This is a genomic window from Brevundimonas sp. AVps31 (assembly GCF_058681355.1).
Window position 1 is genome coordinate 3,201,051 of the sequence record NZ_CM178736.1, and the last position, 22,222, is coordinate 3,223,272.

19 protein-coding genes are annotated in these 22,222 nt (G+C 68.1%); 7 read left to right on the forward strand and 12 right to left on the reverse strand.

Features of this window, described 5'->3' with window-relative positions; all coding sequences use genetic code 11:
• Positions 1-172 precede the first annotated feature (172 nt).
• Positions 173-676: a Fur family transcriptional regulator gene (locus ACW174_RS15690; RefSeq protein ID WP_419756325.1), complete on the forward strand. Its 504-nt coding sequence runs from the start codon at positions 173-175 to the stop codon at positions 674-676.
• 13 nt (positions 677-689) lie between these two features.
• Here the strand turns inward: ACW174_RS15690 and ACW174_RS15695 are convergent, their stop codons facing one another.
• The 11 genes from ACW174_RS15695 to ACW174_RS15745 form a co-directional block, all read right to left on the reverse strand.
• The gene (locus tag ACW174_RS15695; protein WP_134581248.1) at positions 690-1,892 is read right to left on the reverse strand and encodes an acyltransferase family protein; all 1,203 of its coding nucleotides are present in this window, start codon (positions 1,890-1,892) and stop codon (positions 690-692) included.
• Positions 1,893-2,204 carry a hypothetical protein gene (locus ACW174_RS15700; protein ID WP_422675200.1) on the reverse strand — a complete coding sequence of 104 codons (312 nt, stop codon included), beginning with the start codon at positions 2,202-2,204 and terminating at the stop codon, positions 1,893-1,895.
• 114 nt (positions 2,205-2,318) lie between these two features.
• Positions 2,319-2,762, reverse strand: coding sequence for a CopM family metallochaperone (gene copM / locus ACW174_RS15705; RefSeq protein WP_419756327.1), 444 nt, complete (start codon positions 2,760-2,762; stop codon positions 2,319-2,321).
• Positions 2,759-4,825, reverse strand: a complete 2,067-nt coding sequence (locus ACW174_RS15710) for a heavy metal translocating P-type ATPase (protein WP_419756383.1) — start codon at positions 4,823-4,825, stop codon at positions 2,759-2,761. Before ACW174_RS15710 ends, copM begins: the two co-directional genes overlap by 4 nt.
• A gap of 150 nt (positions 4,826-4,975) precedes the next feature.
• Positions 4,976-5,674, reverse strand: coding sequence for a methyltransferase family protein (locus ACW174_RS15715; RefSeq protein ID WP_419756328.1), 699 nt, complete (start codon positions 5,672-5,674; stop codon positions 4,976-4,978).
• A complete protein-coding gene (locus ACW174_RS15720) occupies positions 5,671-6,231 on the reverse strand; it encodes a cation efflux transmembrane domain-containing protein (protein WP_419756329.1) in 561 nt (186 codons plus the stop codon). The genes ACW174_RS15715 and ACW174_RS15720 overlap by 4 nt, the downstream gene beginning before the upstream one ends.
• 38 nt (positions 6,232-6,269) lie before the next feature.
• A complete protein-coding gene (locus ACW174_RS15725) occupies positions 6,270-9,491 on the reverse strand; it encodes an efflux RND transporter permease subunit (RefSeq protein ID WP_419756330.1) in 3,222 nt (1,073 codons plus the stop codon).
• An 11-nt stretch (positions 9,492-9,502) separates the two neighbouring features.
• Positions 9,503-10,711: an efflux RND transporter periplasmic adaptor subunit gene (locus ACW174_RS15730; RefSeq protein ID WP_040349349.1), complete on the reverse strand. Its 1,209-nt coding sequence runs from the start codon at positions 10,709-10,711 to the stop codon at positions 9,503-9,505.
• Positions 10,711-11,964 carry a TolC family protein gene (locus ACW174_RS15735; protein ID WP_040349348.1) on the reverse strand — a complete coding sequence of 418 codons (1,254 nt, stop codon included), beginning with the start codon at positions 11,962-11,964 and terminating at the stop codon, positions 10,711-10,713. The genes ACW174_RS15730 and ACW174_RS15735 overlap by 1 nt, the downstream gene beginning before the upstream one ends.
• A gap of 57 nt (positions 11,965-12,021) precedes the next feature.
• Complete coding sequence (locus ACW174_RS15740) at positions 12,022-12,324, reverse strand: hypothetical protein (RefSeq protein ID WP_244999706.1); 303 nt, start codon at positions 12,322-12,324, stop codon at positions 12,022-12,024.
• Between the two features lie 340 nt (positions 12,325-12,664).
• Entirely contained in the window at positions 12,665-13,093 is a 429-nt protein-coding gene (locus ACW174_RS15745) for a hypothetical protein (RefSeq protein ID WP_419756331.1), read from the reverse strand.
• A gap of 258 nt (positions 13,094-13,351) precedes the next feature.
• Here ACW174_RS15745 and lspA point away from each other — a divergent pair, with 258 nt between their 5' ends.
• The 6 genes from lspA (at position 13,352) to ACW174_RS15775 (ending at position 19,825) form a co-directional block, all read left to right on the forward strand.
• On the forward strand, positions 13,352-13,876 hold the full coding sequence (gene lspA, locus ACW174_RS15750; protein WP_372692911.1) for a signal peptidase II: 525 nt from the start codon (positions 13,352-13,354) through the stop codon (positions 13,874-13,876).
• On the forward strand, positions 13,873-14,415 hold the full coding sequence (locus ACW174_RS15755; RefSeq protein WP_372692910.1) for an MAPEG family protein: 543 nt from the start codon (positions 13,873-13,875) through the stop codon (positions 14,413-14,415). The genes lspA and ACW174_RS15755 overlap by 4 nt, the downstream gene beginning before the upstream one ends.
• A 54-nt stretch (positions 14,416-14,469) precedes the next feature.
• A complete protein-coding gene (locus ACW174_RS15760; RefSeq protein WP_313003946.1) occupies positions 14,470-14,904 on the forward strand; it encodes a MerR family transcriptional regulator in 435 nt (144 codons plus the stop codon).
• Positions 14,905-15,014: 110 nt separating this feature from the next.
• Positions 15,015-16,274, forward strand: coding sequence for a cytochrome P450 (locus ACW174_RS15765; RefSeq protein WP_419756332.1), 1,260 nt, complete (start codon positions 15,015-15,017; stop codon positions 16,272-16,274).
• 63 nt (positions 16,275-16,337) lie between these two features.
• Positions 16,338-17,750 (forward strand): dihydrolipoyl dehydrogenase, encoded by a 1,413-nt coding sequence (lpdA, locus tag ACW174_RS15770; RefSeq protein WP_439471261.1) that lies wholly within the window; start codon positions 16,338-16,340, stop codon positions 17,748-17,750.
• A 137-nt stretch (positions 17,751-17,887) separates the two neighbouring features.
• Positions 17,888-19,825, forward strand: coding sequence for an FTR1 family protein (locus tag ACW174_RS15775; protein ID WP_492015319.1), 1,938 nt, complete (start codon positions 17,888-17,890; stop codon positions 19,823-19,825).
• 114 nt (positions 19,826-19,939) lie between these two features.
• Here the strand turns inward: ACW174_RS15775 and ACW174_RS15780 are convergent, their stop codons facing one another.
• Complete coding sequence (locus ACW174_RS15780; protein WP_492015320.1) at positions 19,940-22,069, reverse strand: NAD(+) synthase; 2,130 nt, start codon at positions 22,067-22,069, stop codon at positions 19,940-19,942.
• Between the last annotated feature and the right edge of the window lie 153 nt (positions 22,070-22,222).

Genomic DNA, 22,222 nt, shown 5'->3' on the forward strand with positions numbered 1-22,222 from the left:
CTATAGGGCAAGGCTACCTCCTCCAGCGACTGTAGGTGCAAGCTAAAAAATGAGCCCGCCGTTCCCTTGGAGTGGAGAGCGCCGTCCGACGAACCCTGGAGGCGGGCCCAGCCCCTCGATGACCTCGCCTTGTCCGCACGACCGTGAGACCGCGCCGCCAACGGCCGCACAGGTGGAACGCGCCCTGGACGCTGCCGCCGCCAGCGTCGCCGCCACCGGGGATAAGCTGACGCGCCCCCGGCGCAGGGTGCTGGAGCTCCTGCTCGTCGCGGGCGCTCCGGCTAAGGCCTATGATCTCGTGGCGACGTATCACCAGGATGCTCGCGTCGCGAAGCCGGCTACGGTCTATCGGGCGCTGCAGTTCCTCGAAACTCACGGTCTGATCCATCGTCTTTCCAGCCTCAAGGCCTATGTGGCCTGCGATCCCGAACGCCTCGGTTCGCCTGCGGTTTTTCTTCTGTGCGACTGTTGCGGCTTCTGTCGCCAGATCCCTTCGTCCGGCATGGCGTCGCTGGGCGCGGCCGCGACAGCGGCGGGCTACGAGATCGAACGGATCACGCTCGAAGGCCAGGGTCTGTGTCCGGCCTGCCGCCCGCAGCGCCCCGGCGCGGCCCGGGATCTGGCCCCCCAGACAGAGCCGGAGGCGGCCGCGGGGGTCCGGGCCCACAAGCACTGAGCCGCGCCCCTGATCAAGCCCGGGGCGGGTCGATGGCGGCCTGCCCCGGGCGCCCGGGCGCGGCGACGCCGGGGCCGCCCAATTCCACGGCCCGTTCCGTGGCGGCGGCCGACCTTCGGGTCGACCCCGGTCGTCGGGACGGACTAAGCCAGGTCTGGACCGGTCGGTCGAAGCCGTAGCGAAACACGGCGGCGGCCACGAACGCCCCGACCAAGCCGATGGCCCACAGGACCCAGCGAACGTCGGACGACCAGGCCTCCTGTCCCAAGGCGTCGAGCAAGCCGAACCAGACGATGCGGCTCACCTCATTGGTGAGGAACATCGAGAAAGACATAAGGGCCAAATGCTCGATCATCCGTGAAGGACTGCGCACCGGCACGGCGCCGGCGGCCCAGATGATCACGGTCATCAGGCCCAGCGACAGCAGGCTGAAGGCGCCGAAGGCCTGCAGCCCCACGAGCGCGAAGGCGGCGGCGAGGCCGATCGCCCTGGCCCGGTGTGGCGCGACACAGACCCGCGAACCGTAGAAGGCCGCCGCGACCCCGAGCAGGAAGAGCGGCAGGGCGCGCAGGATGCCGTAGCGCATCGGCAGGCGGTAGATCGGATCGCCGAGCCACAGCGAAGCGGCGATATCGGCGGCGACGACGAGGAGCGTCGCGCCGATCACCACTGCGACCGGCGGCCAGCGCCACAGAGCGCGGCAGATCCAGGGCAGCAGGAGATAGCAGCCGATCAGGGCCGAGAGGGTCCAGGTCGGGGCGTTCCACCCCTGCCCGCCCGGCACGCCATAGGCCTGGACCAGTAGCACCTGCGCGGGCAGTTGCGACCAGTCGAACCAGCGCGGATTGCTGGGCGCGATCCCGGCCAGGGCGGCGCCGCCGACGAGCAGCACCAGAACGAGGCTGACCGCCAGGTGGGCCGGAATGACCCGCAGCAGGCGCTGGCGCGCATAGGCGCGCAGCGAGGCCTGTCCGGACGCGAGGCGATCACCGTAGATGCGGGCCAGGACATAGCCGGAGTCGATGATGAAGAAGTCGGTGAGCAGATAGCCGCGCTCGAAGACTGGATGCAGTTGTCCGAGAGGCACAGGCGCGGCCTCGCGGAAATGGTAGAGGATGATCAGCGCCCCTACGATAAAACGCAGCGCGTCCAGCCAGCCGCCGCGCGCGATCCGGATGGGGCGAGGCGACGGCTCGGTCAGCGCGGCTTCGGGCATTCAGTCAGCCTTCCGTGGCGCAGACCCGGCGGCGGCGCTGCGGTGCTCATGTGGACGCAGGACGATCTGGTCTCGCGAAGCGTAGAGAACGGCCGTTCCCAAAACCCAAACGACGACCAAGCCTCCGACGACCATCAGTCCTGGCCTATCGCGGGGTCCAAACACAAACGAGCAGCCGATCACGCCGCCCAGAATGGCCCCGTACCCAAAATGCAGCGGCACCTTGTGTGCGCCCAGCAGCAGAAGGGCCATGCAGAAGACCAGGCCTCCTGCGAACAGGCTGACCCCGATGGCGACGAGCGTATCGAGCACGGGCCGTGGCTTCAGCGGGCGCGCCTGGAGCCGCCGCCTACCTCGTTGGCGATAGCGGCCTTCCCGCCAACGAATGCTCCGGCCGCGCACGGTGAAGCGTTTGCCGGCCATGCGTCAGGGCCTTGCGTTGGGCGCGGGCGTGTCCTCATGGCGCGCAAGAAGGATTCTCATCCGGACAATTTCGGATTCCTGGGCCGCGATGATCTCATCGGCCAGACTGCGCACGTCGCGGGCTTCGCCATGCTCGACGGCGACCTGGGCCATTGCGAGCGCACCCTCGTGGTGGGCGATCATTCCGCGCAGGAAGTCGATGTCGGCGTCGCCCGTGTAGTTGATGCTCATGGCCTGGTGCATCTTCGCGCTGGCCTCGCGATAGGCGCGAGTCGATGGGCTGTCCGTGGTCTCGCCAGCGTGGCTTGCCTCGGTGTCGCTCGGGCGAGAGTCAGCCGCCGACGGCGCCGCAGGGACCTCGCGGGTTTGCCGCGAGATCATCCCGAAGGCGAAGGCCGACAGGGCGAGAAAGACGGCGATGACGGAAATCCATCCGAAACGCTTCATGACGATGTCCTCGAGAGAGCCGGCGGGGCCACGGGGGCGGCCGGGATTGCACTGGGAAGGATGGGCGCCGTTCGGTCGTGGTAGCCGAGCAGGCGCAGAGCGTTGAACACCACCAGCAGGGTCGACCCCTCGTGGAGCGCCACGGCAGGGCCGATGCCAAGGCCGAGGATCGTCGCCGGCACAAGGAAGGCGACGATTCCGAGACTGACGTAGAGATTCTGGAGAATGATGCGCCGCGTCTGTCGGCTGAGACCGACGGTGAAGGGCAGCTGCGACAGGTCGTCCGACATCAGGGCGACGTCGGCGGTCTCAAGCGCAACATCGGAGCCAGCCGCGCCCATCGCGATACCGACGGTCGCCGTGGCCATGGCCGGGGCGTCGTTCACCCCGTCGCCGACCATGGCGATCTTGCCGTCAGCGCGAAGGCGTTTGATGGCGTCAACCTTGTCCTCGGGCATGAGGTCGCCCCAAGCCTCTGTCAGGCCGACCTGTCCGGCGATCGCCTGTGCGGCCTTCTGGTGATCGCCCGAGATCATGATCATTCGCCCGATGCCGAGGGCGCGAAGAGCGGTCAGCGTCGGCCGCGCCGCTGGGCGAGGCGTATCAAGAAGCCCAATGACACCGAGATCGCGCGTGCCGCGTCGCACCACCATCAGGGTTCGACCCTGCAGTCGCAATTGAGCGACGACAGAGGTTGTTTCGTCGCCGAGCGGCGCTACGCCATCGACGCCGAACATCTCCGGCTTCCCTATCCAGATCGTCTCGCCGTGCAGCTGGGCGGTCACGCCCTTGCCCGTCAGGCTCTTGAGGTCGATCGCGGCCGGGATGATCGTATCGCGCAAGCGTGCGCCACCGTCGCGCGCGATGGCCTCCGCCAACGGGTGGTCGCTGAGCCGTTCGACCGCCACAGCGACCGCCAGAAGATCGCCCTCCTTCGTCCCGCGCACCGTCATGACGTCGGTGATCCGCGGCCGTCCCTCGGTCAGGGTGCCGGTCTTGTCGAAGGCGATGGCGTTGAGCGAGCCGAGGTTCTCCAACGGCGCGCCGCCCTTGATCAGGACACCGGCGCGCGCCGCACGGGCGACGCCCGATAGGACGGCGCTCGGGGTGGCGATGGCGAGCGCGCAAGGACTCGCGGCGACCAGCACGGCCATGGCGCGATAGAAGCTGTCGCGGAACGGCTCATCGACGACGACCCAGGCGAACAGCAGGACAAAGGCGAGCGCCAGCACCACAGGCACGAAGATGCGTTCGAACCTGTCCGTGAAGCGCTGGGTCGGCGACTTCTGCGTCTCGGCCTCACTCACCATCCGAACCACCTTGGCCAGGGTGGTGTCGCTCGATGTGCGGGTCGTCTCAATCTCGATGGCGCCTGAGCCATTGATGGTGCCCGCGAAGACGAGAGACGGCGATCCGACCTGGGCCGGTCTCGCCCGCGCCGCCTCGGGATCCGCGACGGGCTGCTTGTCGACAGGCATGCTTTCGCCGGTCACGGGGGCTTGGTTGATGCTTGTGGTGCCGACCACGACAAAGCCATCAGCGGGCAGTCGTTCGTTTGGACGCACCACCACGGTGTCGCCGACGACCAGATCTTCGACAGGCAATTCGACGACCTGTCCGTCGCGTCGCACATGGGCTGTCCGGGGGGCAAGCTCGGCCAGGGCCTCGATCGCGCGTTTGGCGCGGCCCATGGCGTAGTGTTCGAGCGCGTGGCCGATGCTGAACAGAAACAGCAGGAGAGCGCCTTCGGCCCAGGCCCCGAGCGCCGCCGCACCTGCGGCTGCGACGAGCATCAAGGTATCGATCTCGAAGCGCTTCTGGCGGAGGTTCTCGAACGCTTCTCGCACCGTAAAAAAGCCGCCGAAGATGTAGGCGATCAGGAAGAGGGCGAGGGGAATCCAAGCGGGAAGGCCCGTTGCGAGTTTCTCGAGGGCGAATCCAAGGCCCAGAGCAAGGCCACTTGTCAGGGCGAAGATCAGCTCCGTATTGGAGCCTAGAACGCCACCGTGATCGTGCTCCTCGGACTCGGTGTGGGGATGGTCCGGCAGTGTTGTGCTGGTCATAAATAGGGTCCCGTTGCGGGTTGGGAATCGCGGCTGCTTGCGGCGACCGCCGCGATCGAGGGGGCGGGATAGCGACACGGGCGAAGGCGCGCCGGGCCAGCGGGTTCCAGCGCGATCCGCTCGCAGGTGGTCATCCCGGTTCTCCCGACCTCAGGGCACGGGCACGACGGCATTAAAGCCCCCGAGCCGCTGGAGCTGCTCAATCGCTTCGAAAAGCGGAAGCGCTAGGAGAAAGACGAAGCCGTCGCGCACCGTGCGGACGAAGAATACCGGCCGGATCATGATTTCCGCCTCGTCGCGCCATAGGGAGAGCTTGGGCAGGAACCGAGGGGTGCGCTCACGGTAAGCTTGGTAGTCGTGTCCAAAGGCGTCGGAGAGGAAGCGTTCTTCGCGGCCGACCACGATGCGAAACACCACCCAGCAGGCTAATCCGAAGACCAAACCGACGCTAAGGCTGCCGGACTGGGCGCCGATGCCAAACGCGCCGATGAAGCTGAAGACGTACAGCGGATTGCGGCTGACCGAATACGGTCCTGCGGATATGATCTCCTGTTTCTTCCGGCCACCGATGTAAAGGGAACACCAAGCCCGACCGATGATGCAAACCATGATGGCGATCAGGCCCAGATGCTCGACAGGATGTTCGAGCAAGGGCCAGGATGTGACGAGCGCCGCGCAGACGACAAGAAGCAGGCCCCCGACGAGAATGCCCGCCTTGCGCCATCGTTGAACGGATTGGATATCGACCGCTGATCGACAGGCGTCATCAGGAAGTGATGAGCCGGACGAAGCAGGGCTTGCGGGTTTGGAGACGCTCGAGACGTCGTCGGAGGGATCGAGCGGCATCATTGCGCCTCCCCCTCATCCGGACGATCCTTAGCCGCATCGCGCAGGATGTCCACGCCGCCCTTCAACGCGATGGCGGCCACGAGGACGCCGACGACGAGGTCCGGCCACGCCTGGCCGAGCCAGAGCACCAACGCCCCGGCGACGAGGATGCCTCCGTTGGAGGCGAAGTCGTTGAAGCTGAACGTCTCAGCAGCCTTCATGTTGACGTCGGCGCTGTGCTGGCGGCGGATCAACTGCAGGCAGATCAGGTTGATGATCGCCGCAACGACCGCGAGCCCCATCATGGTCGGGCCGATCGGTTCGGTCCCGATGAGGAACCGACGACCCGCGTCGAGAAGGACGCCAGCGCCGAAGATGAGGAGCATGACGCCCGAAAGGCGCGCCGCCCCCCGCTTCCACGAAACGGGCCGACCGATCGCGAGAAAGCTGATCAGATAGACAGCAGCGTCCGAGGCGTTGTCCACCGCGTTGGCCAGCAAAGCGCTGGAATCGGCGGACAGGCCGCCGATCCCAAGAGCTAATGCCAGGCCCGCGTTGAGCGCGAGAACCGTCAGCAACGTGCGTCGCTGCTGACGGTCATCCTGAGTGCGAGCAATCAATCCTCCACCCCCTCGTCCTTGCGGTGACGCACCGCCTTGGCCGCGAAGGTCGGCAGGACCAGCAAGGTCAGGGCTGTCGCGGTCAGGAGGCCGCCGATGACGACAGTCGCCAGAGGCTTCTGCACCTCGGCCCCCGCGCCGTGGGCGAGGGCCATCGGGATGAAGCCGACGATGGCGACCAAGGCTGTCGTCAACACCGCACGCAATCGGCTGGACGCCCCTTCGATCGCCGCGTCCCGGGGCGCGAGCCCCGCCTGCAATCGCTCGCGAATGGCCTGCATCAGAACAAGTCCATTCAGGGTCGCCACACCCGAGACGGCGATGAAGCCAACGGCCGCAGACACCGAGAACGGCATCCCTCGCAGGAGAAGCGCCAAGGCTCCACCGATCAGGGCCAAGGGCACGCAGGCGAAGACCAGCCCAGCCTCGGAGAACGACCCCAGGGCCATGAACAGCAGCACCCCGATCAAAACGAAGACGATCGGAATAACCAGGCCCAGGCGTTGTTCGGCGCGTTTGAGGTTCTCAAACTGACCGCCCCAGGTCAGGCGGACGCCTGGCGGGAGCTGGATCTGATCGACCTTCGCTTGCGCGTCGGTGACGAAGCCGCCCAGATCCCGGCCGCGGACGTTGGCCTGGACCACCATCCGTCGGCTGCCGTCGTTGCGGCTGATCTGGTTCGGCCCCTCGGCGCTCTGGATGCGAGCCACCGAGGACAGAGGCACGGTCACGCCCGTCGCAGAGACGATGGGCAGGGCCGCGAGCGCCGCCGGATCGTTGCGTGCATCGTCCGGTAGGCGGACGACGACGTCGAAGCGACGATCGCCCTCGAAGATCCGGCCGGCCTCCGCGCCGCCGATGGCGGCCGAGACCGCTTCGGAGACGTCGGCTGCGGACAGGCCGTAGCTGGCCGCCGCGAACCGATCGACGCTGACCGTCAGGGTGGGCAAGCCGGACGCCTGTTCGACGCGAACGTCGGCGGAGCCCGTGGTCTGGCGCAGCGCGCCGGCCACCTGATCCGCGACCCGCTGCATGGTGTCGAAGTCGTCGCCATAGACCATGACCGCGAGGTCGGTCCGCACGCCTGAGATCAGTTCGTTGAAGCGAAGTTCGATGGGTTGGCTAAACTCGAAGTTGTTGCCGATCTGCTGATTGGCCAGATCTTCGAAGCGCTCGAGAAGGGCTTCCTTCTCGAGACCGGAATCAGGCCAGTCCTTGCGGTCTTTCAGAACGATGACGCTGTCCGAAATGTTGGGCGGCATCGGGTCGACGGCCGCCTCGGCGGTGCCGGTCCTGGAGAACATGGTCTCGACTTCCGGCTGGGCGGTGATGACCCGTTCCAACGCCATCTGCATGGCGAGGGACTGTTCCAGCGACGCCGAGGGAACCCGCAGCGCCTGCATGGCGATGTCGCCTTCGTCCAGGGTGGGGATGAACTCCCTCCCCAGGGACGAGAAAGCCAGACCACCGACAACGACCGCGCCGAGCGCCGAGATCAAAACGATCTTCGGACGATCGACGGCGGCGCGGATGGCCGGCTGGATCCAACGCCGCGCGTGGCGGAGCAGGAAGGTTTCGTGTTCGTGGGCCTGGCCGTGTTCGTCGGTCTCGACCTTCTTGGGATCCCGCACCAGCAGGGCCGTCATCGCCGGCACGAAGGTGAAGGAGAAGATGAAGGCGCCGACGAGCGCCAGCATGACCGTCGCGCCCATGGGGACGAACGTCTTGCCCTCGACGCCCTCAAGCATCAGCAGGGGAGTGAAGACGAGCAGGATAATCAGCTGACCGAAGGCGGCCGGCTTGACCATCTTGCGAGCTGCGGCCACGGCGACATCAAGGCGTTCCCGACGGGTCAGGGCCCGTCCCAGATCGATCCGCCGTTGCGATAGCATCAGGAGGGTGCTTTCCACGACGATGACCGCGCCATCGACCAGAAGGCCGAAGTCCAGCGCGCCCAGGCTCATCAGGTTTCCACTGATGCCGAACCGGTTCATGCCGATGACGGCGAACAGGAAGCTGATCGGGATCATCAGCGCTGTGATGCTGGCCGCACGAATGTTGCCGAGCAGCAGGAACAGAACGACGATGACCAAAAGCGCGCCCTCGGTGAGGTTGCGCGCCACCGTCGAAATTGTCGAGTTGACCAGGGCGCTACGGTCGAGAACCGTTACCGCCTCGATCCCCGCGGGCAGCGTCTTGCGAACTTCCTCAAGACGCTCCCCGGCCGCCTGGGCCACGGTGCGGCTGTTGCCGCCCGCGATCATCAGCGCCGTACCGAGCACGGCCTCGTGGCCGTCACGGCTGGCGCCGCCCAGGCGCGGAGCCTGGCCGATCTCGACCGTGGCGACATCGGCGACCCGCACGATCAGGCCGTTCCGGTTGACGACCGGCGCCTGAGCCAGGTCCTCCACGGTTGAGGCCAGGGCGTCGGTGCGGACCGTCAGAGCTTCGCCAGCGCGTTGGATATAGCCCGCGCCGGCCTGGGTGTTGGCGCGATCAAGAGCCTGGATAAGGTCGCCCATGCCCAGGCCGTAGGCGGAAAGGCGCGCCGCGTCCGGACGGACCGCATACTCCTTCACATAGCCGCCGACGGTGTCGACGCCCGCGAGACCGGGGGCGGTCCGCATTTGCGGCGCGACGATCCAGTCCTGTACGGTACGCAGATAGGTGGCGCGCTGCTGCGGGGTCGAGAGCAGATCGCCTTCGGGCGTCAGATAGGCTCCGCCGGCCTGCCAGCCCGGCTCGCCAGGCTTGGCGAGGTTCTGACTGTTGAACGGCTTGTAGTCGATCGTCCACATCAGCACTTCACCGAGGCCCGTGGTGATCGGGGCCATGGTCGGCTCCACCCCGTCAGGCATGGCCTCCCGGGCGCCCGCGAGCCGTTCGGCGACCTGCTGGCGCGCGAAATAGATGTCGGTCTGGTCGGTAAAGATGACCGTGACCTGGCTGAAGCCGTTTCGGCTGAGGGATCGGGTCGTGGTCAGGCCGGGAATGCCGGCCATGGCGGTTTCAATCGGGTAGGTGACCTGTCGTTCGATCTGTTCAGGCGCGAGCGCCGGAGCGACCGTGGTCACCTGGACCTGGCGATTGGTGATATCCGGCACGGCGTCGATGGGAAGCCGTGTCAGCTCGAGGAGTCCGTAGGCCGCGACAAGCGCCGTGGCGAGAACCACGAACCATCGGAATTTGACCGAGAGTTCGATGATGAATTTGAACATTCGGTGCGCCCCTAGTGACCGTGCTCGGCCTCGCCCTTGGCGAGCTCGGCTTTGAGGAGGAAGGCGTTCGTGCCGGCGACCCGTTCAGCCCCGGTGAGGCCACGCAGGATTTCAGTCCGCCCCCCGGCCTGACGACCGGCGAGCACCGGACGGGCCTGGAAGCCGTTCGGGACCTGAACGAAGACGACGGTGTTGCCGTCGACGGTCTGGACGGACTCGGTCGGCACGGTGAGACCGCCCGTCGTCTCGCCCGTCACGATCGCCCCCGTGACGGCGGAACCGGCCGGCGGGAGGACAGAGCCCGTCGGCCGGGCCCGAATGACCGTGGCGCCGCTTTCGCCGCCCGCGCCTGCGGCCACGCCGGTGACGATGGCGTCGAAGTCGCCGCTGGGGCTGCTGACCCGCAGAGGCGCCCCGGCCCTTACATTGGCGGCCAAAGCAGGCGGCGCGTTGAAGACGAGCTCAACCCTGGCCGGGTTGGTGACCTCGGCGACAACGCCGCCAGGGGCGACGAAGCCGCCCGGTCCGACCTGGACGCTGGTCACGACTCCGGTGATGGGGCTGGTGACGCTGAGGCGGCCCGAAGCGTTGGGCGAGCCCGCCGCGCTGGACCGCGCGCGAGCCGCGCGGGCGCCGGCTTCGGCGCTGAGCAGTTGCGCGCGGGACGCCTCGACCTCCTGTCGGGCGACAACGCCCTGGTCCGCCAGATTGCGGTTGCGTTGATAAGCCTGGCGCGCCACTTCAGTTTCGGCGGCCGCCGCGTCTGCGTCCGCGCGGAACGTCGCCGCTTCACCGCTGACGACGCTCGCCAGGGGCTGACCGATCCGGACCGACTGGCCCGGAGCTACGAGAACCCGCTCGACCCGCCCGCCGACGGACGCCGCCACAGCGGCGCGCGCGTCGACCATGGGCTCGACCCGCCCGGAGAGCCGGGTTTCGGCGCCCCCTCCCCGACCGACGCCGACCACGATCAGGTTGGCGGCCTGGGCCTGGGCCGCGCTCAGAGCGACGAAGCCTTCCGGCGCTTCGGCCTCGCCTTCGTGGCCGGCTTCGCCCTCGGCATGGGCGCCCTCTTCTTCAGCGTGACCCGCCTCACCCTCGGCGGCGGCTGGAGCGGCGTCCGGCCCGCGCGTGAGCAGGAACAGCCCGCCTCCGCCAAGCAGAACGACGGCGGCGGCGCCGCCGATCAGCAACGTCTTGTTGGATGTGCGCTTGCGCATCATTGGGCTCCTTGGAAGGGGGCGCGGCCGTCCTGGCGCGCAAGTTCAATCTCGGCCTGGACGCGTGCAAGGCGCGCATCGACGGCCGAAGTTCGGGCAGAGATCAGGGCTGCACGGGTGACCCGCAGCTCGAGTTGGGAGATGCGCCCCGCTTCGGATCCGATCCGCGACAGACGGTAGGCCTCCTCGGCAGACGCCACCCCTGCATCGGCGGCGGAGACCCGGCTCACAGAGGCCGCGAGGCGCGCCCGCGCCGCGGCGCGATCGGCCTGGGCCTCCTGGCGGGCGCCCAGGAGCCGCGCATCCGCAGCCCGGAAGTCGGCCTGCGCCGCGTCGATGTTCCCGCGGTTGCGGTCGAACAGGGGCAGCGGCATGCTGACGCCGAAAGTCAGCGCCGTCGCGTCCTCCATCTCGTAGCGACGGACACCGACGCTGGCGTTGATGTCAGGACGCGAGCGGATCCGCTCGACGTCGATCCGGCGTTCGGCGGCCGCGCGCTGAGCCTCGGCGACGCGAACGGCCGGCGCCTCCGCCGGGGGAGCGAAGGTCGCGGCAGGTGCGAGGTCCAGCAGGCTGGTGTCGATCGTCGTGACCGGAGCCGCCAACATGGCGACTGCGGTCAGCCGCGCGAAGGCCGCGTCGCGCTCCGCGACGGCCTCATCGCGAGAGGCACGCGCCGCAGCCGCTTCGCTTTCCCCCTGGATGCCGCGCAGCAGCGGCTCACGGCCTTCCTCGACAAGAACAAGGGCGGCCCTCGCATCGGCGATGGTCAGGGTGAGGCTTTCCTCCGCGAGAGCAGCCCGCCTTTGGGCGGCTTCCGCATCGGCATAGACCTGAGCGAGCCTTCCGGCGGCGTCGATGATGGCGAGATCCCGCTGCAGCGCCGCGGTTCCGGCTTCCGCGCGGGCGACATTGACCCGCGCGGTCCGACGTCCCCACAGCTCGAGGTCCTGGCTGATCGACAAGGTGGTTTCGGCATTGGCGTAGCCCGAGAAGGGCCCCGTGCCGAAAGCGTTCTCGGCGTCGAGAGCGATCGTCGGATTAGGCCTCGCACGGGCCTGGCGGACACGTGCTTCGGCGGCGTCCGACAGGGCGCCGGCTTCAAGGGTGGCCGGGGTTTGACCCAGCTGGGCGAGCAGCTCGGCGAAGGACGGCGCGGGGTCAGCCCAAGCGGGACTGGCCAGCACGGCCGCGAATGCGGCCAACGCGCAGCCGACCGCGAAACGCGGCGGCCTGCGATATGAGGGAGGCATGATTCATCTTCCAGAAATTTGACACGAGTTCGCGCGCACGGCGGCGCAGACGTCCGGTCAGACTCTGGGAGGGCGCTTCAGGCCGTCGGGAGAGATCGACGACGGAAAATCACTCGAGGGGAAGGCGTGAACAGGCCGCGCGTGGATCTGCATCGCGATGTGGTCGGCGACATCCGCACGGGCAGTTCCGTTGTGGTGGCAGTGGCCGTGGGTGCAGACTCCGTGCCCAGCGCCAAGGTCGACCTGGTCGCCATCGCCCGCATCTTCAACGACCATGGCGTGAGCCGATGCCGTCTCCGGGACGCAGGTCGCGGCGTCAGCGATCGGGGCGACGAAAAACACGGCGGAGACCAGGGTCACCGCCAGTATCAGTCTTGCCCATGTCGCAATTGGCCACGCCATCGCTTGGTGGATACTTTCATTCGGGCGATCAAGCAATCTGTTACAGTGTTCGGGGGCTGCGACTGTTTCGAGTGACCACCAATCCGCGGTGAGGGAGAGGGAAAGTCGACATGCAAGGCCGAGAGTGGCGCATCGTCGGCCATCTCGACCTATTCAGCAACGTCGAGCGATCTTTAAGCGAGCGCACGCTGATCGCGTCCGATTCTTTCGCTGCGTCTGCAGGTGGATCGAGATTGCAGAATGCGCAATCTTCACCTGAGTAGCGCTGCCGCTATCAGGTCGGGCCATCGTGAACCGGTCAGCCAGACCGCTCCGCCGGTCGCCGCGACGCCAGGCTCTGGATAAGGTCGTTGCGCGCGCATAGCCAGAGCGAGCGGACGTTGGAGTCGCCTGCGCAGTGGCGGACCAGCAGTAAGCCGGCCAGGGCGTTGGCGAAGAAGCCCAGAGCGCCCAGTCCGGTGATGCCACGGGACGGCGCCCCGGAGGTGGCTCGCGAGATCGCGTAGCTGAGGAATAACAGCACCAACGCAACGAGGCTGGCGCCTTGGCCATTGGCCGCCCCGGACTGCACGGCGACCGAACGTCCGATCACGGCCAGGCTGATGCCGTAGGTGGCGCGTCGGCCAGGAAGTCGAGCACATTGGCGCCCAGGGGGCGCCGAGCCTTGCAGGGAGGCGCCGCTGGCTATGGCCATAAAGGCGGCGCCGTTGACGGCGATCACCGCCATCAGGATGCGCCGGTAGGCGGGGTGGCGCCGTCGAACCTGGAGGCCACGCCGCAACTGCAGCCGGGCGAGGAAGTGCACAGGACGAGAGGGGGTTCAGTCATCGGATTACCCTTTCGCGAGAAGCATGCATTTCCCATTGGCTAGACGATCATGCCGAGAATGCATGGCTTCCATGAAAGAAACGCCCGTCAGATAAAACCCGCTTGATCCTCTAGTAACTAGAGGGCCCAAAATCAGTTGAAATCCATTGGAGGCTTCATGATCACCATGCACCCGACCCGACGCGTTCCCCGCCGCCTGCAGACGATCGCCTTCGCGCTCGCGGCGGTGGTCGCCGTCGTGGATCAGGCCGCCAAGGCCGCAGCGCGCGCTCAGCTGGACGCTCCGATCGACCTCACGCCGTTTCTCGCGCTGCGTCTCGGGTTCAACCCCGGCGTCACCTTCGGCCTGTTCGCCGGCTCGGGCGACGTGGGACGATGGGCGCTGAGCGCCGTGGCCTTCGTGATCATCGGCGCCCTGCTCGCCTGGATCTGGCGCACGCGCAGCGCCCTAACGGCGACCGCCGCGGGCCTCATCGCCGGCGGAGCGATCGGCAACCTGCTCGACCGGCTGCGCTTCGGCGCGGTCACTGACTTCATCGACCTGCATTGGGGCGAGGCGCACTGGCCGACCTTCAACCTCGCCGATGCGGCCATTGTCTGCGGCGTCGCGCTGCTCCTCCTGACCGTCCGGGGCTCGGACAGCCGCGCGGCGTCCCCGACCCTGGGACGGGCGGCGCGATGAGGTTTTCCGCCGAACAGAAGGCGATCGCCGTCCGCTCGGCGCCGGCGATCGTCATCACGGTCGCAGCGTTGGCCTCGGCCTGGCTCTGGCTCCCGCCGCCGCTTCTGGGCGCGGCGCGGGACATGGCGACGGCCGATCGCCTGGCCTATGCCCTGAAGGCGGATCTCCCGGTCTTCCTCTGGCTCGCGGGGTGTTTGAGGGTGGTGGCCAGCCTCCGGTTCCGGTCCGATGCCGACCGGCCCGGCTCCGCCTACGCGGCGCCCAGCGCCAGGCTCGCGGTGCCCGCCGCCGTGCTGCAGAACTCGCTCGAACAGACGGTCCTGGCGGTCGGCGCCCACCTGGTCCTCGCCACCGTGCTGCGCGGCGAGGAGATGGTACTGCTGCCGGTGCTGGTGGCCCTCTATCTGGTCGGACGGGTGTTCTTCGCCCTGGGTTACGCGCGGGGCGCGGCGGCCCGCGCCTTCGGCATGGCGCTCACCGGCGCCTCCACGATCGCCGCCTTCGGCATCGCCCTCGCGCTGATGGGGCTGGGCCGATGACCCCTCCTCGCCCCGCCGACTTCTGCCTTTCACCCGCCGTTGCGAGCTGACGCGATGCCCCTCCCCTCTCCCGCCTCGTCCGGGTTGCGCCCCATCGGCAAGCTGGCCGCCGCCACGGGCGTCAAGGTTCCGACCATCCGCTTCTATGAAGAGATCGGCCTGCTCCCGGCGCCGCCGCGCACCGCCAGCGACCGGCGCATGTATGACGACGCGGCGGAGCGCCGCCTGTCATTCATCCGGCATGCCCGCCAGTTGGGCTTCGATCTGGATTCGATCCGCTCCTTGCTTGATCTGTCGGATCACCCCGATCGGCCCTGCGCCGAGGCCAGCACCCTGGCCGAACGTCATCTCGCCGATGTGAAACAGAAGATCGCCCGGCTCCGCGCCCTCCAGCGCGAACTCTCACGGATGACGACGGAATGCGCCGGGGGCCGGGTCTCCGCCTGCAAGGTGATCGAGGCGTTGCACGATCCGTCCGCGCCGCCTTGACCCTGTGGAAGATCGGAAGGCGCAAAGACCCCGGAGCCATTGGCCCACCGTGACGTTTTGAGGCGATTGACGGCTCCCGTCGCGGACCACCCGTCCTTCTGGAGGATTTGATGACGCATCGGCCGACCTCGCGACACAGCGACCAGACCTTGGCCCTGCTGATGGACCCTTATCGGCGCCTTTCCCACTTGTTCGGGCAGGCCGGCGCCGACGTCGTCGAGACCCGCCTGGCGTTGAAGGAGACGACCTGTCTGAGAGGCCGCGAGGCGGCGCGGATTTTCTATGACGAGACCCGCATCGTGCGGGCGGGCGCCATGCCGGCGCCGGTCCGCCGCACGCTGCTCGGCGAGGGCGGCGTTCAGGGACTGGACGGCGAGGCCCACCGCGCCCGCAAGGGCGTGTTCATCTCCCTGATGTCGCCAGCCCGTGTCGCGCGGCTGGGCGAACTGTTCGAAGCGGAGTGGCGGCGCGCGACCGTCGAATGGGCCGGCGAGGAGGACATCGTGCTCTATGACGCCCTGCAGCCGGTGCTGACGCGGGCTGTCTGCGGCTGGGCCGGCGTGCCGCTTGAGCCGCACGACGAAGCGAAGCGGGTCCGTCACCTGAGGGCGCTGTTCGACGCGGCGGGATCGCGGGGCCCCCGGCATCTGTGGTCGAGGCACGCGCGTCGCCGCGTCGACGCCTGGCTGGGCTCGATCATTGAAGACATTCGCGCCGGCCGTCTGTCGCCGGATCCGGACACGGCCGCCCACGCCTGGGCCTGGACCCGCGCCGAAGACGGCGAACCGTTGCCGATCCACACGGCGGCGGTCGAACTGGCCAATGTATTGCGGCCGACTGTCGCGACCTCGGTCTACATCGTGTTTGTGGCGCACGCGATGCAGGCTCACCCGGATGCGGCCCGTCTGGCCGTCGCCGACCCCGGACGTCGCCGCGCCTTCGTCCAGGAAGTCCGACGCTTCTATCCGTTCTTCCCGGCAGTGATCGGGCGTGTGCGCGCGCCGTTTCGCTGGCGCGACCTGGTCTTCCCGGAGGGCCGTCAGGTGGTCCTCGACCTCTATGGCTCCAATCACGATCCCGCACACTGGACTGATCCCGAGGCGTTCCGGCCGGAGCGGTTCAGCGACGGCTCCGGAGATCCGTTCGGTCTCATCCCCCAGGGCGGTGGGGATGCGGCGACCGGTCACCGTTGCCCTGGCGAAGGGATCGTCGTGGAGTTGATGGAGCGCGCCGTCGGCCTGCTCGCCGACCTGAACTACCGGCTGCCGGATCAGGATCTGGAGATCGACTTCCGCCGCCTGCCGGCCCTCCCCGGAAGCGGGTTCCGAATGGAGACGCGCGACGCGGCCCTCAATGAGGGGGGCGCCTGATGCCGGTTCCTCGGGCTGGCCGGGGCCCTTCTCTCCCATCCACTCGCAGCAAAGGCTGACGCCATGAGCCGTTCGACGACCTCCTACGACCTGGTGATCATCGGCGGCGGGCCGGGCGGATACCCGTGTGCGATCCGGGCGAGCCAACTCGGCCTGTCGGTGGCGGTCATCGACGACCGCGAACTGCTCGGGGGGACCTGCCTGAACATCGGCTGCATTCCGTCCAAGGCGCTGCTCCAGGCCACCGAGCGGCTGGAGATGGCGCGCAGTCTCGAAGCGTTCGGCGTCATGGTCGACAATGTGCGGGCCGATCTTGACGGTGTCATGCGGCACAAGGGCAAGGTGGTGACCGAGCTTGGCGAAGGGGTCGCCTACCTCCTGCGCAAGCACAAGGTCGCCCGCTTCCAGGGCCGCGGCCGGCTGCTGGCGCGCGACCGGGTGGAGGTGCGCGCCGCGGACGGCGCTTTCGAGGTGCAGGCCCGCAAGGCGGTGGTCATCGCCAGCGGATCGGAAGCGGCGACCTTGCCCGACCTGCCCATCGACGAGCGGCGGATCGTCACCTCCGCCGGCGCCCTGAGCCTGACGGCGGCGCCGCGCCATCTGGCGGTGATCGGCGGCGGCTACGTCGGACTGGAGCTGGGGTCGGTCTGGCGTCGGCTCGGCAGCGAGGTCACGGTCATCGAAGTGCTCGACCGGATCGCCTCCGGCGTCGACTCGGAGATGTCGGCGGCGCTGCACAAGGTGCTCGAGGCCCAGGGCTTCCAGTTCTGCCTTGGGCACAAGGTGGTCGGATCGCGGATGGAGGGCGACGACGTCGTCCTCGACGTCGAGCCCGTGGGCGATGGCGCGCGAGGAACCATCAAGGCCGATGTCGTGCTGGTCTCCATCGGCCGACGGCCCGCCACCGCCGGGCTCGATCTGGAAACGGTCGGCATTGCGCCCGACCGCAGGGGCTTTATTCCGGTGGACGAAGGGTTCCGGACCAGCGCCGACGGGGTCTACGCCATCGGCGACGTCATCGGCGGCGCCATGCTGGCCCACAAGGCGGAGGAGGAAGGGATCGCCCTGGCCGAACGCCTGGCGGGGGGCGCGGGCCATGTGGACTACGGAACGATTCCGGCGGTCGTCTATACCTGGCCGGAACTGGCTTCGGTCGGCCGCACGGAGGACGACCTCAAGGCGGCCGGCGTGGCCTACCGTGTGGGGCGCTTCCCCTTCTCCGCCAACGCCATGGCCAAGGCGCGTCTGGAGAAGAACGGTCTGGTCAAGGTTCTGGCCGACGCCGCGACGGACAAGATCCTCGGCGTGCACATCCTGGGCCCCGAAGCCGGCGGGTTGATCCATGAAGCGGTCGCCGCCATGCAGTTCGGCGCGGCAGCCGAGGATCTGGCGCGGACAAGCCACGCCCATCCGACCCTGCCGGAAGCCCTGCGCGAAGCCTGCCTGGCGGTAGCCGAGCGCACGATCCACCTCTGACGGCCGCGCGTTACGAGGTCTGACCCGCCGGAAGCCGCGATCGCGGCCGCCTCTGCGGGCCCGGGCGCGTCCGCGGTTTAGACGCGACAGCGGCGTCGCTTGAATGCTATTGCGAGCCGCTCACAACTAGGTCTCCCATGCGTCCTCTGCTCCGTCTGCTCACCCTGCTGTTCGCCCTAGGGCTGGCCGCCCCGGCCCTCGCCCAGGCGCCGTCCGCCTCGGAGGCCCAGGTCGCCTGGCGGCTGCTGGATTATGTGGCGGTCGACTACGCCGGCGCAGTGGCCGACGGCGAGGTCGTCAACCCGGCCGAATACGGCGAGATGATCGAGTTCAGCACCCAGATCCGGACGCGTCTGGACGCCCTGCCGGCCAACCCGGCCAAGGCCGCCCTGATGCGCGACGCCGAGGGCCTGCAGGCGGCCATCCGGGACAAGGCGGATCCGGCCGTCGTCGGCGCCCGGGCCAAGGCCCTGGCCGACGCGGTGCTGGCGGCCTATCCGAGCCCGCTTGCGCCTTCGTTCCCGCCCGACCTGGCCCGCGGCGCCGCCCTCTACGCCGAGCAGTGCGCGGTCTGCCACGGCGTGACCGGGCGCGCCGACGGCCCCGGCGCCGAAGGGCTCGATCCGCCGGCGATCGCCTTCGCCGACGTGGAGCGCGCGCGCCAGCGCAGCGTCTTCGGGCTCTACCAGGTGATCGACCAGGGGCTGGAGGGCACGGCGATGGCCAGCTTCTCGCACCTGCCGGCCGAGGACCGCTGGGCGCTGGCCTTCTATGTCGGCCGCTTCGCCTTCACCGACGCCGAAGCCGCCGAGGGCAAGCGCCTGTGGGACGGCGATCCGGCGGTCCGCGCGGCCTTCCCCGACCTGGCAGCCCTCACCCAGACCACGCCGGCCGAGCTGGCCACCCGCCTCGGCGAACCCCGGGCGCGGGCCCTGACCGCCTATCTGCGACGTCATCCCGAGGCCGCGGCGCGCCCGGCCGGATCGACGCTGACCCTGGCGCGGACGCGCCTGGCGGAGAGCGAGGCCGCCTATCGACGGGGCGATCGCAAGGCCGCCACCGACGCGGCGCTGTCCGCCTACCTCGACGGCGTCGAGCCGATCGAGCCGGCCCTCGGCGCCCGGGACGGCGCCCTGCTGCGCCGGGTCGAGACCGCCATGACCGAGCTGCGCGTCTCGATCAGCCGGGGTGCGCCCGCCGAGGAGGTCGCCGGTCGGGTCGCGCGTGCGAACGCCCTGCTGGACACGGCCGAGCGGGCCCTCGCGCCCCAGGAGGCGGACAATGTCGCCAGCTTCCTCGGCGCCTTCACCATCCTCCTGCGCGAAGGCCTAGAGGCCCTTCTCATCGTGGTGGCGATGATCGCCTTCCTCAGGAAGGCCGAACGGCCCGAGGTGCTGCGCTACGTCCACGGCGGCTGGGTCGCCGCGCTGGTCGCCGGCGGGGCCACCTGGGCGGCCGCGACCTTCTTCATCTCCATCAGCGGCGCCAGCCGGGAACTGACCGAAGGGTTCGGTTCGCTTCTGGCCGCCGTCGTGCTCGTCTCGGTGGGCATCTGGATGCACGGCAAGTCGCACGCCGACGCCTGGCAGACCTATATCCGCGACAAGCTCTCCCACGCGCTGTCGAAACGGTCAGCCTGGTTCCTGTTCCTGCTGTCTTTCGTCGTGGTCTACCGGGAGGTGTTCGAGACCATCCTCTTCTATGCGGCGATCTGGAGCCAAGGCGGCCACCTCGGCATGCTGGCCGGCGCCCTGACGGCGGTGGTCATCCTGGCCGTAGTGGCCTGGGCCCTGCTGGCCTACAGCAAGCGCCTGCCGATCGGCCGGTTCTTCTCCCTGAGCTCGATCCTCATGGCCATCCTGTCGGTCGTCCTCGTCGGGAAGGGGGTGGCGGCGTTGCAGGAGGCAGGCTGGCTCGATGTCCACCCGCTGGCCTGGATCCCCCGGATCGAAATCCTCGGCCTCTACCCGACGGTCGAAGGCGTCGCCGTTCAGCTGCTGACGATCGCCATCCTCGTGGTCGGCTTCTCCCGGCATGCGGCGCCGAAGGGCGCGCGGCCGGCGGACATCGGCTAGGGTCGCCAGCCCTTCACCTAATCTTCCGCCCCGCCGGGCGCCGGATGGGCAGGCGCCGGCTTCCGGTTCCTGAACCGCCCCTCCGACCCCGGAGTTCGCAGCCGGGCGACGGCCTTATCGGACGATGGGTTTGCCCCCGGCGGGCGGCGCCTTGGGTTCTTTCGCAGGAAGATCGTCGCTTGCGGGATCAAGAACCTCCGGCACGTTGCGCTGCAGCTCGTCGATCCAGACCTGGCCATGAGCGTCCGAGGGCATGCGCCAGTCGCCCCGCGGCGACAGTGAACCGCCTGTTGTGACCTTGGGTCCGTTCGGCATGGCCGAGCGCTTGAACTGATTGGCGAAGAAGCGCTGCAGGAACACCTCCAGCCAGCTGCGAATGGCCCCGATGGGGTAGGCCCGCTTTTGCTCGTCCGGAAAGCGCGGCGGCCAGTGCCCGGCGGCGGCGTCCTGCCAGGCGTGCAAGGCCAGGAAGGCGATCTTGGAGGGCCGCAGCCCGAACCGGGTGAGATAGTAGATCCAGAAGTCGTGGAGCTCGTAGGGGCCGATCTTGCCTTCGGTGCTCTGCGACTCGCCCTCGGCCGTCTGCGGGATGAGCTCCGGTGAAATCGTTGTCGCCAGGATGTCGAGCAGGACGTCGGACACCGCGGGGTCGAACAGGCGGTTCGCCGCTGTCCAACGGACGAGGTGTTGAATGAGGGTTTTCGGGAGCGAGCCGTTGACGTTGTAGTGGCTCATCTGGTCGCCGACGCCGTAGGTGCACCAGCCGAGCGCGAGCTCGGACATGTTGCCGGTGCCGAGCACCATGCCGTTCCGCTGATTGGCGGCCCTGAACAGGAGGTCTGTCCGGAGCCCGGCCTGCACATTCTCGAACGTCGTGTCGTACACAGGTTCGCCCCTCGCGAACGGATGGCGCAGGTCCTGCAGCATCTGCTGGGCGAGCGGCTTGATGTCGATTTCCTCGACGGTCACGCCGAGCCCGTTCATCAAGGCGTAGGCGTTAGACTTGGTCCTCGCGCTCGTGCCGAAGCCGGGCATTGTGATCCCGAGAATGTCCGTGCGCGGACGTCCAAGCAGATCGAAGACCTTGGCCGCGACGATCAAGGCGTGCGCGGAATCCAGCCCTCCGGACACGCCGATGCAGATCTTGGCTGTTCCGGTCGCCTCAAGCCTCTTGGCCAGCCCGCTCAACTGTATGTTGAACGCCTCGTAGCAGTCCTGGTCGAGGCGGGAGGGATCGTTGGGCACAAAGGGAAAACGGTCGATGCGTCGTTGCAGGCCGAGGTTGTGAACTGGCGGATCAAGATGGAAGGTCACCCGGCGAAAGCGCCGGTCGGGCATCCCGTTGGCGATCGCGGCCTCGTTAAAGGTGCCGGTACGCATACGTTCCAGCTGCAGCCGTTCCACGTCTATGTCCGCGACGGCCATCTGGGACCCCAGGCTGAAGCGCTCGGTCTCCGCGAGCTGCGCCCCCAGCTCGTAGATACAGGCCTGTCCGTCCCAGGCCAGGTCGGTCGTCGATTCTCCATACCCGGCCGCGGAGTAGATGTAGGCCGCCCAACAGCGGCCGGACTGCAGTTCGCAAAGTCTTCGCCGCGTGTCGGCTTTTCCCACCACGATGTTGCTTGCCGACAGGTTCGTCAGAATCAGCGCGCCGGCGAGCGCGGCGAAGTCGCTGGGCGGCGCGGGCGCCCAAACATCCTCGCAAATTTCGACATGAAAGATCAGGCCATCGACGTCGTCGGCCTGGAACAGCAGATCCATTCCGAATGGAGCGGTCTCGCCCCCGATCGTAATCTCGCCTTCCACATCCCGCCCGGAGGCGAACCATCGCTTTTCATAGAACTCGCGGTAGTTGGGCAGATGGCCCTTTGGCACCACGCCAAGGATCCGCCCCCGGTGGATAGCCACCGCACAATTGTACAGCCGTCCCTCACGACGGAGGGGCGCGCCGACCAGTATGACCGGGTGGAGATCGCGGCTTTCGGCCACGAGGTTCACGAGTTGCCGCTCGACCTCGTCCAGCAACGCCCGCTGCAGAAACAGGTCGTCGATGGAATAGCCCGACAGGCCGAGCTCCGGGAAAACCATCAACGCGGTCCCGGCCTCGTTCCCCTCACGGGCGAGCCTCAGGGTCTGCTCCAGATTGAACGCCGGATCCGCGATCCTGCAAACGGGACGGCACGCAGCGACCCTCACGAAGCCTTGCTGGTAAATCGACAGGAAATCGGCTGCGTTGCGAGGCACGTCCTGCTCCTATTCCGCTTCGGGCATTACTGTTCTCGGCCGGACGGCCCGCGCCTGGTCCCCCTTGCTAAGCGCGGCAAGGGCCTGGAGGTTCGTCAGGATGAGAACGTCACCCGGAGAATAGCCTTTCGCCACTTCTGGCGAGTTACGGCC

What these genes read in the sequence shown, in the direction of transcription:
- copM (WP_419756327.1), bottom strand. Translation starts at nt 2,762, where the DNA reads ATGAAGCGTTTCGGATGGATTTCCGTCATCGCCGTCTTTCTCGCCCTG.
- ACW174_RS15755 (WP_372692910.1), top strand. Translation starts at nt 13,873, where the DNA reads ATGAGGTTTTCCGCCGAACAGAAGGCGATCGCCGTCCGCTCGGCGCCG.
- ACW174_RS15735 (WP_040349348.1), bottom strand. Translation starts at nt 11,964, where the DNA reads ATGCCTCCCTCATATCGCAGGCCGCCGCGTTTCGCGGTCGGCTGCGCG.
- ACW174_RS15765 (WP_419756332.1), top strand. Translation starts at nt 15,015, where the DNA reads ATGACGCATCGGCCGACCTCGCGACACAGCGACCAGACCTTGGCCCTG.
- lpdA (WP_439471261.1), top strand. Translation starts at nt 16,338, where the DNA reads ATGAGCCGTTCGACGACCTCCTACGACCTGGTGATCATCGGCGGCGGG.
- ACW174_RS15730 (WP_040349349.1), bottom strand. Translation starts at nt 10,711, where the DNA reads ATGCGCAAGCGCACATCCAACAAGACGTTGCTGATCGGCGGCGCCGCC.
- ACW174_RS15715 (WP_419756328.1), bottom strand. Translation starts at nt 5,674, where the DNA reads ATGATGCCGCTCGATCCCTCCGACGACGTCTCGAGCGTCTCCAAACCC.
- ACW174_RS15725 (WP_419756330.1), bottom strand. Translation starts at nt 9,491, where the DNA reads ATGTTCAAATTCATCATCGAACTCTCGGTCAAATTCCGATGGTTCGTG.
- ACW174_RS15775 (WP_492015319.1), top strand. Translation starts at nt 17,888, where the DNA reads ATGCGTCCTCTGCTCCGTCTGCTCACCCTGCTGTTCGCCCTAGGGCTG.
- ACW174_RS15760 (WP_313003946.1), top strand. Translation starts at nt 14,470, where the DNA reads ATGCCCCTCCCCTCTCCCGCCTCGTCCGGGTTGCGCCCCATCGGCAAG.
- lspA (WP_372692911.1), top strand. Translation starts at nt 13,352, where the DNA reads ATGATCACCATGCACCCGACCCGACGCGTTCCCCGCCGCCTGCAGACG.
- ACW174_RS15695 (WP_134581248.1), bottom strand. Translation starts at nt 1,892, where the DNA reads ATGCCCGAAGCCGCGCTGACCGAGCCGTCGCCTCGCCCCATCCGGATC.
- ACW174_RS15745 (WP_419756331.1), bottom strand. Translation starts at nt 13,093, where the DNA reads ATGGCGGTGATCGCCGTCAACGGCGCCGCCTTTATGGCCATAGCCAGC.
- ACW174_RS15710 (WP_419756383.1), bottom strand. Translation starts at nt 4,825, where the DNA reads ATGACCAGCACAACACTGCCGGACCATCCCCACACCGAGTCCGAGGAG.